This window comes from Pseudomonas sp. AU12215 (assembly GCF_001675465.2).
GTDB lineage: Bacteria > Pseudomonadota > Gammaproteobacteria > Pseudomonadales > Pseudomonadaceae > Pseudomonas > Pseudomonas nitroreducens.
Window position 1 is genome coordinate 1 of record NZ_MACM02000156.1, and the last position, 15,478, is coordinate 15,478.

12 protein-coding genes are annotated in these 15,478 nt (G+C 62.2%); 4 read left to right on the forward strand and 8 right to left on the reverse strand.

Features of this window, described 5'->3' with window-relative positions; translation table 11 throughout:
* Nucleotides 1-240 precede the first annotated feature (240 nt).
* From A9513_RS24350 to A9513_RS24370, 5 genes are all read right to left on the reverse strand, one after another.
* Nucleotides 241-1,806: an aldehyde dehydrogenase family protein gene (locus tag A9513_RS24350; RefSeq protein WP_065327798.1), complete on the reverse strand. Its 1,566-nt coding sequence runs from the start codon at nucleotides 1,804-1,806 to the stop codon at nucleotides 241-243.
* 28 nt (nucleotides 1,807-1,834) lie between these two features.
* On the reverse strand, nucleotides 1,835-3,136 hold the full coding sequence (locus A9513_RS24355; protein ID WP_083196202.1) for an FAD-binding oxidoreductase: 1,302 nt from the start codon (nucleotides 3,134-3,136) through the stop codon (nucleotides 1,835-1,837).
* A gap of 14 nt (nucleotides 3,137-3,150) precedes the next feature.
* Nucleotides 3,151-4,488, reverse strand: a complete 1,338-nt coding sequence (locus A9513_RS24360) for an aspartate aminotransferase family protein (protein WP_065327800.1) — start codon at nucleotides 4,486-4,488, stop codon at nucleotides 3,151-3,153.
* 56 nt (nucleotides 4,489-4,544) lie between these two features.
* Nucleotides 4,545-5,963, reverse strand: coding sequence for an amino acid permease (locus A9513_RS24365; RefSeq protein ID WP_065327801.1), 1,419 nt, complete (start codon nucleotides 5,961-5,963; stop codon nucleotides 4,545-4,547).
* A 178-nt stretch (nucleotides 5,964-6,141) separates the two neighbouring features.
* On the reverse strand, nucleotides 6,142-7,014 hold the full coding sequence (locus tag A9513_RS24370; protein WP_065327802.1) for a MurR/RpiR family transcriptional regulator: 873 nt from the start codon (nucleotides 7,012-7,014) through the stop codon (nucleotides 6,142-6,144).
* Between the two features lie 426 nt (nucleotides 7,015-7,440).
* Here A9513_RS24370 and A9513_RS24375 point away from each other — a divergent pair, with 426 nt between their 5' ends.
* A complete protein-coding gene (locus A9513_RS24375; RefSeq protein ID WP_024763471.1) occupies nucleotides 7,441-9,012 on the forward strand; it encodes a sensor domain-containing diguanylate cyclase in 1,572 nt (523 codons plus the stop codon).
* A 129-nt stretch (nucleotides 9,013-9,141) separates the two neighbouring features.
* Here the strand turns inward: A9513_RS24375 and A9513_RS24380 are convergent, their stop codons facing one another.
* Both A9513_RS24380 and A9513_RS24385 read right to left on the reverse strand, forming a co-directional pair.
* Nucleotides 9,142-9,864: an SDR family oxidoreductase gene (locus A9513_RS24380; protein ID WP_065327803.1), complete on the reverse strand. Its 723-nt coding sequence runs from the start codon at nucleotides 9,862-9,864 to the stop codon at nucleotides 9,142-9,144.
* 16 nt (nucleotides 9,865-9,880) lie between these two features.
* A complete protein-coding gene (locus A9513_RS24385) occupies nucleotides 9,881-10,729 on the reverse strand; it encodes a type 1 glutamine amidotransferase domain-containing protein (RefSeq protein ID WP_065327804.1) in 849 nt (282 codons plus the stop codon).
* Between the two features lie 114 nt (nucleotides 10,730-10,843).
* Between A9513_RS24385 and A9513_RS24390 the strand changes: the two genes are divergently transcribed.
* Nucleotides 10,844-11,758, forward strand: a complete 915-nt coding sequence (locus A9513_RS24390; protein ID WP_065327805.1) for a LysR family transcriptional regulator — start codon at nucleotides 10,844-10,846, stop codon at nucleotides 11,756-11,758.
* Between the two features lie 115 nt (nucleotides 11,759-11,873).
* On the opposite strand, the gene A9513_RS24395 is transcribed toward A9513_RS24390, so the two are convergent.
* Nucleotides 11,874-13,316, reverse strand: coding sequence for an MFS transporter (locus A9513_RS24395; RefSeq protein WP_065327806.1), 1,443 nt, complete (start codon nucleotides 13,314-13,316; stop codon nucleotides 11,874-11,876).
* Nucleotides 13,317-13,526: 210 nt separating this feature from the next.
* On the opposite strand from A9513_RS24395, the gene A9513_RS24400 reads away from it, so the two are divergent.
* Both A9513_RS24400 and glsB read left to right on the forward strand, forming a co-directional pair.
* Nucleotides 13,527-14,363: a LysR family transcriptional regulator gene (locus A9513_RS24400; RefSeq protein WP_205345866.1), complete on the forward strand. Its 837-nt coding sequence runs from the start codon at nucleotides 13,527-13,529 to the stop codon at nucleotides 14,361-14,363.
* 186 nt (nucleotides 14,364-14,549) lie between these two features.
* Nucleotides 14,550-15,458 carry a glutaminase B gene (glsB, locus tag A9513_RS24405; protein ID WP_024763466.1) on the forward strand — a complete coding sequence of 303 codons (909 nt, stop codon included), beginning with the start codon at nucleotides 14,550-14,552 and terminating at the stop codon, nucleotides 15,456-15,458.
* The last annotated feature ends 20 nt before the right edge of the window (nucleotides 15,459-15,478 follow it).

Here is a 15,478-nt window from a genome sequence, read left to right on the forward strand (position 1 = left end):
TCCTTGGATAAAACGCTTCATCGGCATCCCCCCGCTGATTTGAATCCATCAAATCACAGCAAGGTCGATGCCAGCGTTTTTACACAGTCTGGGCCGATTGCTGCCGTTGGTCAGAGGCAGTATCGAATCAGCTACGGATACCGATGCCGCAGTGGTGCGCAGTGCTCGAAAGTCTAAAACAGTCCAGAAATGAAAACGCCCCGGCATATACCGGGGCGATCCTGGGTGCGAAGGGAGGGCTTAGCGAAGAATCGTGTGGCTCTGCTCGCGCATGTACTGCGGCAAGTAGTTCGGGCCCAAGCCGCCTTTGTGGCTCATGCCCGACCCCTTCCAGCCACAAAAGCTCTGTACGCCAGGCCAGGCGCCCGTGGTCGCACCGCTGGGACGGTTGGCGTAGAGGGCGCCGGCTTCTGCATGTTCTAGGAAGTACTGCAGCTCAGCTTCGTCGGTGGTGTAAACGCCAGCCGCGAGACCATAGTTAACCGCATTGCCTTCAACTAGCGCCGCTTCTAGGCCATCCACCGAACGGATCGCTACGAACGGGGCGAAGAGCTCGACACGAACCAATGGGTGGTCTTTAGGCAACTCAACTACTGCCGGAAGCACGTAATGGCCTTGGGCGTAAGGTGCGTTCTCGACACGGGTACCGCCGTACAGCACGGCGCCGTCGCGTCGCGCAGTTTGAACGGCGTCGAGGAAGCGCTCGATGGCTGCCGAATCATAGAGCGGGCCCATCCAGGCGTCGCGGGTCTGCGGATCACCGATGGAAACCTGACCAGCTTCAGCGATCAGCGCCTGGACGAATTCATCCTTCACCTTGCTGTCGACGTAGACCACCGAGCAGGCGCTGCATTTCTGGCCCTGCAGGCCGAACGCCGAGCGTGCGACGCCTCGGGCCGCGTGCTGCAGGTTGGCGCTGGCACAGACGTAGGCGGGATTCTTGCCACCCATTTCGGCGATCAGCGGCTTGGAGTAGGGCGCTTTGGCCAGCTCACGATGAATCGCCATGCCGGTGGCGTAGGAGCCGGTGAAGGCAATGCCATCGATGTCGGGATGGGCGACCAGTGCCTTGCCGCATTCGTCGTGGCCGGCGAGCAGATGGATCAGATGCCCCAGGCCCGCTTCACGCAGAGTGTCGACCAGCAGGTTGGCGGTGATACCGCAGTTGGGCGAGGGCTTGAACACCACGGTGTTGCCGCCTAGCAGGGCGCCGGTGACCAGGTTCACAGACAGCACCAACGGGAAGTTGAACGGCGCGATGACCCCGAACACACCGATCGGGCGCAGGCGGGTGCTGGTTTCCTCGGTGGGGAATTCGCGGCGCAGGGGCTGCAGGTAGCCGTTGTTACGCTCGTACTCGCCACAGTAATACTCGACCATGTCGAGGACTTCATCGGCTTCGCCCAGTGCTTCGATACGCGACTTACCGATCTCCAGCAGGCAGGCGATGGCGATGTCGTATTTGCGACGACGCAGCACTTCTACCCAGCCTTGGAGGGCTTTTACTCGCTCCTGCCAGGATGTATGGCCCCAGGTCTTGAACTGCTTGCGAGCGGCCTGGACAGCGCGGTCAACGGCAATGGTGTCGGCGGACACAAAGGTACCCAGCAGTGTCTCGTTGTCAATCGGGCTGAAGGCCGAGTACTTGGTGCCTTGTTCGCTTGCTTGGCCATCGATCAGATTGGGCCAGTGACGGCCCAGCCACTTGGCGCGAAACGCCGGGATTTCCTTGTCCAGAAAATCATGCAGTGCTGAGAGGTCTTCGCCCTGAGTGGCGTAAGTGACACGCGGGAATTGGGTTGTCATTGGAATACTCCGTTGGTCAAAAGAGGGCTCACGCAAGAGCGCCAGCAGGTGTGCGTCGATCGAGGAAGCGGTAGTAGCCGAACACTGCCGGCAGGAACCACGGCTTCTCGCTGTAGAGGGGAAGTCTGGGGAAGCTGCGATCACGGAAGACCGTGAATGCGTCCGCGCGACCGAGAATGCCGGCGGCGATCTTGCCGCCCAGGTAGGTGCCCATCGGTACGCCTACGAAGCAGTAGCCCAGCGAGTAGTGGATGCCCTGATGAGTGCCGAGGTGCGGGTACAGGTCAAAGGTTCCGCTGCAGCGGCCAGTCCAGGAATGCTCGATGGCTACCTGGCCCAGGTCGGGTAGCAGGCGGCACAGCAACGCGCGCAAGCGCTCGCCCTTCTGCTCAGGGGTATCGGGCTGCTCGCCCGTGAGGGCGCCGAACAGCAGGCGGGTGCCATCCGGTGATTGGCGCACGAAGAACGGGTTGTGGTTGGTGTCGATACATACCCGACCATTGGGGATGATTCGCTTCACCAACCGCGGGGACAGGGCCTCGGTGGAGATCATGTATGCGTCGAATGGAATGATGCGACGACGCAGCCAGGGGAGCAGATTGTCTGTGTAGCCATTGGTGGCCAAGACCACATCCCTGGCCATGACTTCGCCACGCGATGTCTCCACTCGTACCTGCCCATCGCCTTGCGGTTGAAGGTTGCTGACGTGGGTATTGGGGATCACCGTCGCGCCTGATTTCAGTGCACTGGCCAGAAGCCCCGCATGGTATTTGCCCGGGTGCAGTCCACCCAGGTCGGGGAGCAGGGCTCCACCTTGGTAGATGTCCGTGGCGAGCTCGTCACGGACTCGCTCACGGGGAATCATCTCGAACTCGAAGCCCAGGTGCCGACGCTGGGTATCCAGGTCATTCGCCAGGGCCTCATAGGCTGCTGCAGTTGGGGCTGGCATGAAGCGTCCGATCATCTGCAGATCACAGTCGATCGATTCGCTCTGCACCATGTGACGTACGGAGTCCACGGACTGCTGCAGCTCCCGGTGCAACTGGATGGCATAGTCCTGGCCGTGCTTGCGTTCAAGGTCGCCGAAGCTGTGCTTGAAGGAGCGCGATACGTATCCGGCATTACGAGTACTGGCACCGCTGCCGATCTCTCCGGCGTCGACGATGGTCACGCTGCGTCCTGCTCGGAGGAGAGGGATGGCTGCGCACATGGCCGTGATGCCGGCGCCCACGATCACCACGTCGCTGTAATTCGGCAACTGCTCTCCAGCGTCCCTGGCGAGTGGCGCTGCCTCCCACCAGTACGGGCTGCTGTTGATGGGTTGATTCATCTTGGAAGTACCTCTCAAACTGCTTGGGCCGTTTCCAGGCTCTGTGCGACGTCGTGCAAGGCACCTTCGGCCGCTGCAATCACCTGATCGATGTCAGCGTCCGACATGCTGGTCGAGAGGGCCATCAGACCATAGCTGGCTGCCAGGACGCCTCGGTTGAGCAAGCCAAGATTGAAGGTGGCCAGCAGCTTGGCGGTATCTGCGTTTTGGTAGGCGCTGCGGTAATCCACCACCGCGTTGTTAGTGAAGTGAACCTTCAACAATGAACCGCGACCGGTGGTGCGTCCTGGAATGCCCAGGCGCTCGAAAGCGGCATCGATACCCTGGCGAACTCGATTGCCGATAGCTTCAAGGCGCTCGAAGGCAGGCTTGTCGAGCAGACGCAGGCTGGCGATGCCCGCTCGCATGCTGATGGGGTTGGCGGAAAAGGTGCCGCCGTGTGGGAGCGCCGGCTTGCCCGAGGAGGGATCGAACACGGCCATTACTTCTTCACGACCACCCACGGCCCCGATGGGGTAACCGCCACCGATGATCTTGCCCATAGTGGTGAGGTCGGGTTTCACGCCCCAGATACCCTGGGCGCCGTGGTAGCCCAGACGCAGGCTGATCACCTCGTCGAAGATCAGCAGAGTGCCCGTTTCCTTAGCTACGCGAGCCAGGCATGCCATGTACTCGGCAGTAGCCGGTACGAGGCCCGCACGGTTGGGCATCGGGTCAACGAGCACGGCGGCCAGTTGGCCGGCTTGCTCGCGGAGAAGACGCTCGGTGAGTTCGATATTGTTGAACGGTAGCACCACCACGTCATCGAGCACGCCGGTGGGAGTGCCTTTGGCATAGGGCGTTGAGGTCGGTGCCGAGTCGCCCCAATTCGCGGGTGCGGAATCCAGGCTCACCTCGGCGTAGTCGTAAGAGCCGTGATAGGCACCTTCGACCTTGGCGATCTTCTCTCTGCCGGTGAAGGCTCGTGCGGCCTTGAGCGCCATCATCACGGCTTCGGTACCGGAGTTGGTGAAGCGTACCTGGTCTACGCCAGCGAGGCGCTCACAGAGGATTTCGGCCAGCTCGATCTCACTCTCTGTGGGCATGCCGAAGCAGGTGCCCAGAGCAAGTTGCTCGCGTACAGCCTCGTCCACTTTCGGGTGGCAGTAGCCATGGATCATCGCAGTGAAGTTGTTGATGCAATCGATCCGCTCGGCGCCATCGGCATCCCAGACCCTGCAACCTTCACCACGAACTGCATAGAGCGGGAACGGTTTCATGTAGACCGTCGTACGGGTGTTACCCCCGGGAAGCACATGACGGGCACGCGCATAGATCTGTTGAGAGGCGGGGGCGTCATCGGGGTAGTTCATGCGTATCTCCAGCGTGAGCGAGCCGCCGCCCGGCGGCTCGCAGAATGACGGTGACGTCAGTTGGCGCGATGGGCGCGAAGGATCTGGTCAAGGTGCGCTGCCGAGCCGTAGCTCGCGGTCTTGCGCAGCTTGTAGATGGCCAGCACGACGGCAAGCAGAACGACGGAGGCGACGAACTGGGTCTGGAATTCAGGACGTAGCGCCATCGCAATGAGCATTGCGGAGATTGCTGCGATCACGGCGTAGGTAAGCCAGGGGAACAGCCACATACGCAAGCTGAGCGCCTGGGGGGCTTCCCGCTCGAAGCGCGAGCGGATACGCAGTTGTGCAGCGGCGATGAGCAGGTAGATGAACAGCATGATCGCGCCAGAGGCGTTAACCAGCCAGAGGAACACTCCCTCGGAGGAGACAATGGAGCTGAGCACTGCCACGAAGCCGATAACGCTACTGAACAGAATGGCGCGTTGCGGTACGCGATTCGCCGACAGTTTGATCATGCCTGCGGGAGCTTCACCTCGCTGCCCGAGACTGAACAGCACGCGGGAGGCGACATACAGCCCCGAGTTCAGGCAGCTGAGGACAGCAATCAGCACCACGGCATTCATCATGTCGCCTGCGTACGGAATGTTCATCAGATCCATGGCCGCCACGAATGGGGAGTGGCCCGCTTTCAAGGTGTCCCAAGGCACGACACAGACAATCAGCAGGATCGAACCGACATAGAAGGTCAGTACGCGCACGATGACCGAGCGAGTCATGCTGGCCACACCTCGGGCCGGCTCGTCCGACTCTGCTGCTGCGATCGTGGCGATCTCGGCGCCGCAGATGGCGAAGATCACCATGGGCACGCCGGCGATCACCGCCTGGAACCCGAAGGGCATGAAGCCACCGTGGTCGACGATGTTGCCGAAGGTTGGGGCAGGGGAAGTGATGCCCAGCGCGTAGGAGGCAGCGACGACGATGAAGACGATGATCGCGGCGACCTTGAGCGAGGCGAACCAGTATTCGAACTCACCATAGGAACGCACCGAAAGCAGGTTCACTACGGTCATGGTGCTTAGCAGCACTATGCCGATGATCCATTCGGGCATGGGTATCCAGCGATGGAGCATGCCGGCGCCTACGACTACTTCTACGGCAACCACGATCACCCAGAAGTACCAGTACAGCCAGCCGGAGGTGAAGCCTGCCCAGTCGCCCAGGCCGACGCGGTTGTATTCGGTGAATGCACCGATACCGGGAATCGCAATAGCCATCTCGCCGAGCATGCGCATGACCAGCAGGACGACCAGGCCGGCCAGCGCGTAGCTGAGTACAGCGGCTGGGCCAATGGTGGTGATGACGGCGCTGCTGCCTACGAACAGGCCTGCGCCGATGATCCCGCCAAGCGAGATCATGGTTACGTGGCGTTGCTTGAGCGCGCGACTCAGCTTGGCCTCGCCCTTATGGGCTACAGAGGGGGTGGACTCACTCATTTCCGGGGCCTCGTTGGAGTTATTGTTGGCGGATCAAGTGTTTCATTTGTTATTTTCAATGAAACATATGTTTCATTTCGAGGCGAGCATAAGGCCCGTTCGGCAGAGCGTCAACTGAGTTTTGAAACGAATGTTACAAACGGTCGGCGGAGTACTTTTTGGGGCGCGCCGAGAGGCCTCAGCGCTCTTTCACGTAGACATTGAAATGACGGAGCTGGGCCTCGCTGTTAGCGATCTCCTGCATGCTCGTGTCGGCACTGTTGGCGATCAGCAGCGCGGCCAGAGTCTGCGAAACCGCCAGGGCCGGTAACACGGACGGAAGCAGGGAAGGGGTGGTGTTGGGAGCTAGCAGAACACAGCTCGCCGCCGGAGCTGTGGGTGCCAGAGGGCTGTCTGTGACGGTGATGATCTTTGCACCACGCCCCGTAGCGAAGGCGATCGCCTTCAGCGAGTCCTGGGTATAGGGGTGATAACTGAACACCAGGAGTACGTCCTGCTCTCCTATGCGTCGAAGCTCATCGGCAAAGGTGCCGCCGATACTCGTCACCATGGTGACGTTATCCATGAACATGCTGCAGGTGTAGTTGAAGTAGAAGGCGGCTGAGAAAAGGCTGCGCAGGCCCATTACATAGATGCGCCCGGCCTGCTGAAGGAGAAGAAGCGCTTCGGCAATGGACGGGTGTCGTTCGGCTCCCAGGGTCTGGACGAGGTTGTGCGACTCCGCGTCGAGCCACAGGCTCACCAGCTCTGCATTGGCGTCACCGTGCGGCCCTTGGCGAAGCGCCTTGGCTCGATCAGTCAGTGGCGAATCACGATCAGCCAGCCAGCTGCGGAAATGCTCGCGAAAGACTTCGTAGTTGTCGAATCGTAGGTGTCGTGCCAGCCGCAACATCGCAGCAGGTTGTACGCCGGCTTTGCGTGCCACACCCCGCATAGAGTCGAGAGCCACTTCCGTGGGGTTGCTGATGACGAATTTTGCTGCTTGCTGCAGCACTCGAGGCAGAGAGTCGAACTCCGTTTCGATCAGCTTTTCGATCTGTTGCTTGTCCATTCAGTGTCCAGGTGGCTTTGCCTTGGATGGGAACTGTAATGGATTTGGATGAAACAAGTGGATCATTCATTTCTGCGCGAGCTATAGGGGCGGGTTCGCTCCCGGCTCCGGCTCTCTTCGAGAGGCAGCTGCCGACCGATAGCGGACATGCCCACGCTTGCCTCGGGCCGATAGACGGGGATTTTGCGCCGGTGTCGCCACACCGATCTTCGTGTAATCCCTTTCCTACGAAACCTGACTGCTTTTCATATCCCTTGCTTTGTGACATGCGAAGAGAATGCCCGCATCGATAGCATCCTATCGCGCGGCGGAGGCACTACTGAGCAGGTGTCCTCCTGGCTTCGGGGCCGTACCGGTCCGGCACGTGTGTGATGCGTATGGCGACGTCGGGCTGTCTTGCCGATGCGTTGGAGCAGGGTGATTCGGATGAAGCAGCAAACCGCCTGGCCACTGGATATACGTTGGCTGATTCTCGGGCTCGTCCTACTGTCCGTGTTGGCCACGCTGGCCAACAGCCTGACCATGGCTTATAGAGTCCAGCGCGACGCGCTGATCGAGCACGCACTGGCGTCCAACAGCGCTTATGCATCTAAAGTCGCGTCGAGTCTCAGTGAGTTCCTGCGTTCGACACAGAGTCACCTGCGCTTCAGCGCTAGCGAACTGGGCAAGCATTGGGGCGACGCCTCAAGCTTGCGAGAGGAGGCGGTGCGAATGCAGACGCAGGACATCGACTTCAACTCCATCGCCATCGTCGATTCTAATGGCAAGGTGTTGCAGGCCTATCCGGATGCATTGCAGATCATTGGCACAACTCTGCGCTCGGAAAGTATCCAGCAAGCGTTGCAGACGCGTCGCCCGCAAATCAGCCCAGCCTATGTTTCCGTGGCTGGTAACCTGGTGGTGTTCATCTCGCAGCCGATCTTCGATGCCTCGGGACACTTCCTCGGAACCGTTGGCGGATCCGTCTATCTGCGCAAGCAGAGCGCACTGCATACCGTGATCAGCAGCCATTTCCATCATGAGGGAACATTTGCTTTCGTCGCCGATGGAAACCGTCGTCTGTTATTCCACCCAGAGCAGAATCGCATCGGCGAAAAACTCGACTGGAGCAAGACAGTTGACGCTGCGTTGCGAGGCGAAAGCGGAGCCATGGAAGTACCCAACTACCTGGGCATCCCGATGCTCGCCGGGTACGCCCATGTGGAAAGCGCCAACTGGGCAGTAGTCGCTCAGCAGCCCCGTGAGATAGCACTGGCGCCGCTCGGACGGCTGATGCGCGACATGATCCTGGAGATGGTTCCGGCTGGACTGGTTGGGCTAATTCTGGTCTGGTACGGCACCGCGCTGATTGCCCGCCCGCTTCATGAGCTCGCATCGATCGCCGAGCAATTATCAGCGCCGCAGACCACGGAGCGGCTGAAGGCGGTAAATGCCTGGTATCCCGATGCCTCGGCGATCCGACAGGCCATGCTGGCCGGCGTGCAGTTGCTGCAGCAGAAACTCGGACGGCTCAGACATGAGGCACAAAGTGACTCCCTTACAGGCCTCGCGAATCGTCGTGCCATGGACGCACTTCTCCAGTTGCTGGAACAAACGGGCCAGGAGTACTCGGTTCTTGCGCTGGATATCGACCATTTCAAGCGAGTCAATGACACCTACGGCCATGATGTGGGAGATGTGGCGCTGCAACAGGTAGCTGCAGTACTCCAGGAATATACCCGTGCAGGAGATATGGCATGCCGGGCTGGCGGGGAGGAGTTCACCCTGATCTTACCGGACACATCGTTGGCGACCGCCCTAGCTATCGCAGAGCGTATTCGAGTCGCCCTCGCGGCTCGCGAGATTCCGCAAATCGGCCTCATCACGGTTTCCATCGGTGTGGCTAGTCGTGACAGTGAAGGCGAGTTGGCGGAGGCAACACTCAAGCGGGCGGATCGATGCCTGTATCAGGCCAAGAAAGGTGGGCGCAATCGCGTTGAGTCGTTCGGCGGTGGGTAGCAACGACGCAACGCGGAGTGTTTCGTCCTTGTTGTCATGGATGGCTCCAGACCTCAAGGTCGAGCCTTGGTAGCGTCCACCTCTGGCCGCTAGCATCGCCTGCTTGAGGCAACCTCGTTAAGGCGGGCTCTAGAACGGGCTCCTGCCGATCGAGGCCCCTCCGTCAACGTAGAGCGTCTGCCCGGTGATGAAGTCGCTGCGCTCATTGAGCAGGAAGGCCACCGCCGGCGCGACGTCCTGCGGTTGCCCGAGCCGGCCCATTGGCACTGCCGCGATGTAGGCGGCTTCGCCCGCGCTGCCTGGCGGATTTCCACGACGGAACAGCTCGGTTTCGATCGGTCCCGGCGCGACTGCGTTGACTGTGATCCCCGTCTGAGCCAGTTCCAATGCCCAGCTGCGGGTGAAACTGACCAGGGCAGCCTTGGCGGCGGCGTAGGAGGTGCGCTGGCGAGTGCCGAGGACAGTGAGGCTGGCGATGTTCACTATCCGTCCCCAACCGCGCTTGCGCATGCCCGGTAGCAGTGCCTGGGTGGCTTGCAGCGCTGGGTGCAGATTCACCTGCATGACTTCGTCGAAACTTGCCAGGTCCACTTCGCCCAGTGCCTGGGGGCGAACCAGGCCGACATTGTTCACCAGGCCGTCGAAGGCGTGATGTTTCATCAGCTCCGTCAGCAGGGTCGGGAAGCGGCCAGCGTCTGTCAGGTCCGTGGCGACCAGTTCGCCGGGGAAGCTGGCGTCGCCAGCCTGGCGGGCTATGCCGACGACCTGGTGACCCTCGGCCGCCAGTTGCTCGGAGATAGCCCGGCCAATGCCCTTGCTGGCACCGGTGATCAGGAAGGTACGTTGCGGCATGACATGCTCCTCGTAATCAATGCTTCTGCAGACGTTGCAGCAGGGCCTGGCCGACCTGCGCCGCCGATGCCGGGTTCTGCCCGGTGATCAGCTCGCGATCGATTATCACGTTGGGCGTCCAAGGTGACTGGTTGCTCTGGTACTGTCCGCCGGCTCGCTCCAGGGCAGTCTGGGGGTAGAACTTCATTTGCCCACCTCCCAGCAGCGCCTTGGCTTGTTCTTCTTCCTGGTTGCTGATGACCGTCATGCGATAGCCGGCGTAGATCCAGCCTGTGGGGGCTGCAGTCTTGTCTCCGGACTCCAGCGCATGGATCAGTTTCTGCGGTTGGTCCAGTGTCGAGAGCAGGGCGATGGGGCCGTGGCAAGCCAGGGCGGTGGTCTTGCCGTCGGCGTGGAACGCACGCAGCAGGCGCCCCAGTGCCGGGGCGGCGAGCAGGTCCTGCATCGGCGCATGGCCGCCGGGTACATAGACTGCGTCGAACTGCCTGTAACCGATCTGCTCCACGCGCGCCAGGCTGATCACCGGCGAGTGGGTCGGCGAGGTGAGCTGCAGTTTCTCCAGCAGCGTCTGGTATTGCTCCAGGCGCTTCGGGTCGCCGCCGAAGTACTGGATGGCTGCTGAACTGCGGTCCAGTGTCGGGGCGCGCCCATGGGGTGTCGCGAAGGTCACACGATGGCCGGCGTCGAGCAGTGCCTTGGTCGGTTCCAGCAACTCGTTTAGGTAAAAGCCGGTATCGAAGACCTTGCCGTCGCGCAGATCCAGATGGTTCTCGTCGGACAGCACCACCAGTACGTTTGCTGCGTGGGCGCCCAGGCTGGCGCCACCGATGGCGGCGGCGAGGGCGAGTCGTTGGTAAGTTTTCATCGCGGGTTCCCCTGTGGGCGCGAGCCGGATGGCGCGCGTTGGTGGAACTTTATTGATGCTTGCATCGGCGATAAATTGGATCTCTAGGAAAGCATTTTTGCTCTGGAGGACAAAATGGCACGACGGTTCGATCACCTGGGGGATGTCGAGGCCCTGCTCGAAGTGGTGGAGCGTGGCTCGATCAGCGCGGCGGCGGTTGCCTTGGCTACCACGCCCTCGGTGATCAGCCGGGCCATCTCCCGGCTGGAGGCACGCCTGGGCGTGCAGTTGCTGCGCCGTACCACGCGCCGGCTGAGCCTCACCGACAGCGGGCGTGAATATGTCCAGCAGGCGCGTGCCGCCTTCGAGCAGATCGTCAGTGCGGAGCGGGCACTGAGCGGGCGAGGGGAGGTGCAGGGCCGAGTGCGCTTGAGTGCGCCGACCACCTACGGGCACTACCGTCTGCCCGCCATGCTGGCGGCCTTTGCCCTGCGCTATCCGAAGGTGCAGGTGGAGCTCGGCATCGCCAACCGCAATGTCGATCTGGTGGCCGAAGGTTATGACCTGGCGATTCGCCTCGGAACTTTGCCCGACAGCAGCCTGGTGGCGCGCCAGATGGAGGAGGCACGGCTTTGCCTGGTGGCGGCACCGGCCTATCTGGCCCGCGTCGGCACGCCGAAATCCGTCGCCGATCTCACCATGCATAACTGTCTGCCGTTCGTCATGCCCAGCAATGGGCGGCCGGGCATCTGGCAATTCCGCCAGGGCGAGGAAGAGCTGAGGTTCGTTCCACAGGGCAACCCGGTGGTGGCGGACGATGTGCTGGGCTGCATCTCGCTGGCCGAGCACGGCGTGGGGATCTGCCAGACCTACGAATTCATCGTTGCCGAACGCTTGCGCCAAGGGCGCCTGGTTCGCCTGCTGGAGGACCTCGAGGGCGCCCGGCGACCTTTTTCCCTCATCTATCCCCCCCATCGCCAGTTATCGACGGCGTGCCGTGTGTTGATCGATTTTCTAGCGGGATCGGCAGCGGAAACCACCCCTGACTAGTCAGTCGGTGCCGAGCACAATGGCTCGGCCGATGCCATGAACGAGGCCGGTGACAGACAGGGGCGGCAGGCCAGTCCTCGACGGAAGGTCGATGCTTACCGGCGTCCTGGATTGCTTACAGGGATTTGCCACTGCCCGTCCGCGGCGCCGAAGCGTAAAGCACCAGTAGCGCGGACAAGCTCAGGCTCAGGGCGATGCCCAGCAGCGCGGCGATAAAGCCTCGGGCTACCGAGGCCGGGCTGAGGGCCGGCGCGGCGACGGCATAGAACAGGCCGCCGAGCACCGCCACACCGAGGGAGGCACTGATTTGCAAGGCCGAGTTGACCAGGCCGGAAACCATCCCGGAGCCAGCGGCCGGGGCGCGGTCGATCACGCTTCGGATCAGGGTGGGCAATGCCCAGCCCTGGCCAAATCCCAGCAGCCCGACGCCCACGATCAGCGGCACCAGCGCCGGACGTTCACCCGCGGCAGCGGTACCTACCGCTGCGCTCAGGACCACGCAGCCCAGCATCTCCAGCAGCATTCCCAGGGCCGGTACCCAGCGGCCGAAGCAGCGGATGGCAATGGGGGTGGTCAGCGGGCCGACCAGAAAGCCGACGCCGAAGGGTGTGAACATCAGGCCGGTGACCGCCGGTGTGGTGCCGAGCGCGCCTTGCAGGTACACCGAGAAGGTCAGAAAGAACGCTGATACGACGTAGAAAAACAGCGCGCTGACCAGGCCTGCCAGCAAGCGCGGCGATCGCGCCAGTTGGGGGCTGAGCAGCGGAGTGCCGCCGCGCCTTAGGAGGGCCGCTTCATGGCGCCAGAAGACCATGGCAACCACGGGCGCGCCCAGCAACATCAGGCACATCCACCACGGCCAGTCCAACTCCGGACCCTGCACCAGCGGTACCATCAGCAGGCCCAGCGTCAGGGCGCAGAGCAGCGCGCCGAGGCGATCCAGAGACGCCGGTGTGGCGCTGCGGGTGTCCGGCAGAAAAGGCATGCCGACGAAGAAAACGGCGGCCACGATGGGAAGATTGATCAGAAAGATGATCCGCCACTGCAGCCCGAGCACGTCGGCCGCGATCAGCACGCCGCCCAGGATTTGTGCGACCACGGCGGCTAATCCAAGCGCCGCTCCATACACCGCCAACGCCCGCGAGCGCTCCTGCTCGGGAAACAGGGCATGGATGGACGCCAGGCCCTGGGGAGCCATGGCGGCGGCGCTCAACCCTTGCAAGACTCGACCCACGATCAGCATCGGCGGCGAGGCCGCCAGTCCACAGATCAGCGATGCCAATCCAAAGCCTGCCATGCCCGCCAGAAACACCCGACGCCGGCCAAACAGGTCGCCCAGGCGTCCACCGGTAATGAGAAAAACTGCATAGGTTGCCGCATAGGCCGAGATCACCCATTCGATCTGCGCCGGCGTCGCCCTCAGCCCCTGAGCAATGGACGGCAGGGCCACATTGACGATGAAGAAATCCAGTGGTGGCAGGAACGCGCCGGCCAGCAGTACCGCAAAGGCCAGCCAGCGCCGAGATGCCGTGGCGGTGGCTGGAGTGGAAAGGGTCATGGCAACGCCTCCAGGAAACGATTTGGCCGGCAGCTTCTGGCCGGGCCCGCGCATCGCTACGTACACTAGCGAGCGGAGTGGGATCGGCCTGGCGACGCTGCCAGGCTGGATGTGGCCGCAGTTTGAAAGGCTGGATGCGTTGGCGGGACTGCCATCGCTGCACATTGCGCGTTCATTTTCGTAAGGGGTGACGGGGTGGAATGGGACGACTTGCGTTTTTTCCTGGCGATAGCCCGTGCCCGCTCCCTGGGCGCCGCTGCCAAGCATCTGGGCGTCAGTCACCCCACCGTGGGCAGGCGTTTGCAGGCGCTGGAGCAAGCCTGCGGCCAGGCTTTTTTCCGGCGCACCAGCGAAGGTCTGGTACCGACCGCGATGGGCGAGGGCATCCTGAGCCTGGCAGAGGATATGGAAAGCAGCGCCCTGGCCATTGCTCGGCGCATCGATGGCAGTGAACAGCCCGAGGGCATCCTGCGCATATCCTCAGCCGACTGGTTTGCCGGGTACGTGCTGGCGCCGGTGCTTGGCGAACTGGTGCGCCGCCACCCTGCGGTGGTACCCGAGGTGATTGCCGGGCAGCGTCTATCGGACCTCACCCGCCGCGAAGCGGACATCGCCTTTCGTATCGTGCCGTTTGACCAGCCGGACATCGTGCAGCGCCGGCTGATGAGCATGCCCTACGGCCTGTACGCCAGCGCCGCCGTGCCCTTCGAGCCCGGTCCGGATGGCGCGGACTGCAAGTTGATCCTGATGAACACCGCGCAGGCCTATTACCCCGACGTGCTGTGGGTCCAGCGCATGCTGCCCGCCGCGCCCACGGTGTTCACCAGCAGCAGCCGCACCGTGCAGGCGCAGATGTGCGCTCGAGGCTTGGGGGTGGCGGTACTGCCGCGCCCGCTGGGCGACCAGTTGCCGGCGCTGACCCGTATTGAACTCAGCGAAGAGCCGCCCCCGCGTGATATCTGGATGGGCTACCACCAGGACATGCGGCGCCTGGATCGCCTGCGTGCGCTGGCAGAACTGGCCAGCGAGATGCTCGGCAGCCACTGAGGGGCGCTAGGACCTCTCGCTCGCCTGTAGCGTGCGTTGGTAGCAGCCGCTCCCGCACACCTATCGGGTGCCGCCATGAATCCCGATCGCCGCCACTCTGATCCCGTGAGTGTGATCTCTCCTGCTCGATCTACGTCAAGAGTGCTGCCCCGTGCAGTCGTCTGGGGTCTGATAACGGGGACTTCCATGCAAACTCTGTTGAACGACATTCTCGAAGCCGTGCGTCCCTTGATCGGCAAGGGCAACGTAGCCGACTACATTCCCGCACTGGCCGACGTGCCGGCGAGTCAGCTGGGGATAGCGGTCTATGGCAACGATGGCAGCTATCACTGTGCGGGCGACGCCTTGGTGCCGTTTTCGGTGCAGAGCATTTCCAAGGTTTTCAGCCTGGTTCAGGCGATTGGTCACTCCGGAGAGGCTATCTGGGAACGGCTTGGTCACGAGCCTTCGGGCCAGCCGTTCAACTCGCTGGTTCAGTTGGAGTTCGAGCGCGGGCGCCCGCGTAATCCCTTCATCAATGCCGGTGCGTTGGTTATCTGCGATATCAACCAATCGCGCTTCGCCGCACCCATTCAGTCGATGCGCGATTTCGTGCGGCGCCTGTCGGGCAATCCCCAGATAGCGATGGATGCACGTGTGGCCGATTCGGAGTATCAGTTCCGCGCGCGCAATGCGGCCATGGCTTACCTGATGCAGTCATTCGGCAATTTCCATAACGAGGTGGAGACTGTGCTGCGCAGCTATTTCAGCTACTGCGCGTTGCGCATGAATTGCCTGGATCTGGCACGAGCCTTCTGTTTCCTGGCCAACGATGGGTTCTGCAAGCACAGTGGCGAGCAGATTCTGACCCGGCGCCAGACTCAGCAGGTGAACTCGATCATGGCCACCAGCGGGCTGTATGACGAGGCTGGGAATTTTGCCTACCGCGTGGGGCTGCCGGGCAAGAGCGGCGTGGGCGGCGGGATCGTGGCCATCGTGCCGGGGCAATTCACCGTGTGCGTGTGGTCGCCGGAGTTGAATGCAGCGGGCAATTCCCTTGCCGGGATGGCGGCGCTGGAACTGTTGAGTTCTCGGATTGGCTGGTCGGTGTTCTGACGGGCGAGCGGATGGTCAGC

What these genes read in the sequence shown, in the direction of transcription:
- A9513_RS24375 (WP_024763471.1), top strand. Translation starts at nt 7,441, where the DNA reads ATGAAGCAGCAAACCGCCTGGCCACTGGATATACGTTGGCTGATTCTC.
- A9513_RS24385 (WP_065327804.1), bottom strand. Translation starts at nt 10,729, where the DNA reads ATGAAAACTTACCAACGACTCGCCCTCGCCGCCGCCATCGGTGGCGCC.
- A9513_RS24380 (WP_065327803.1), bottom strand. Translation starts at nt 9,864, where the DNA reads ATGCCGCAACGTACCTTCCTGATCACCGGTGCCAGCAAGGGCATTGGC.
- glsB (WP_024763466.1), top strand. Translation starts at nt 14,550, where the DNA reads ATGCAAACTCTGTTGAACGACATTCTCGAAGCCGTGCGTCCCTTGATC.
- A9513_RS24355 (WP_083196202.1), bottom strand. Translation starts at nt 3,136, where the DNA reads ATGAATCAACCCATCAACAGCAGCCCGTACTGGTGGGAGGCAGCGCCA.
- A9513_RS24350 (WP_065327798.1), bottom strand. Translation starts at nt 1,806, where the DNA reads ATGACAACCCAATTCCCGCGTGTCACTTACGCCACTCAGGGCGAAGAC.
- A9513_RS24390 (WP_065327805.1), top strand. Translation starts at nt 10,844, where the DNA reads ATGGCACGACGGTTCGATCACCTGGGGGATGTCGAGGCCCTGCTCGAA.
- A9513_RS24365 (WP_065327801.1), bottom strand. Translation starts at nt 5,963, where the DNA reads ATGAGTGAGTCCACCCCCTCTGTAGCCCATAAGGGCGAGGCCAAGCTG.
- A9513_RS24370 (WP_065327802.1), bottom strand. Translation starts at nt 7,014, where the DNA reads ATGGACAAGCAACAGATCGAAAAGCTGATCGAAACGGAGTTCGACTCT.
- A9513_RS24360 (WP_065327800.1), bottom strand. Translation starts at nt 4,488, where the DNA reads ATGAACTACCCCGATGACGCCCCCGCCTCTCAACAGATCTATGCGCGT.
- A9513_RS24395 (WP_065327806.1), bottom strand. Translation starts at nt 13,316, where the DNA reads ATGACCCTTTCCACTCCAGCCACCGCCACGGCATCTCGGCGCTGGCTG.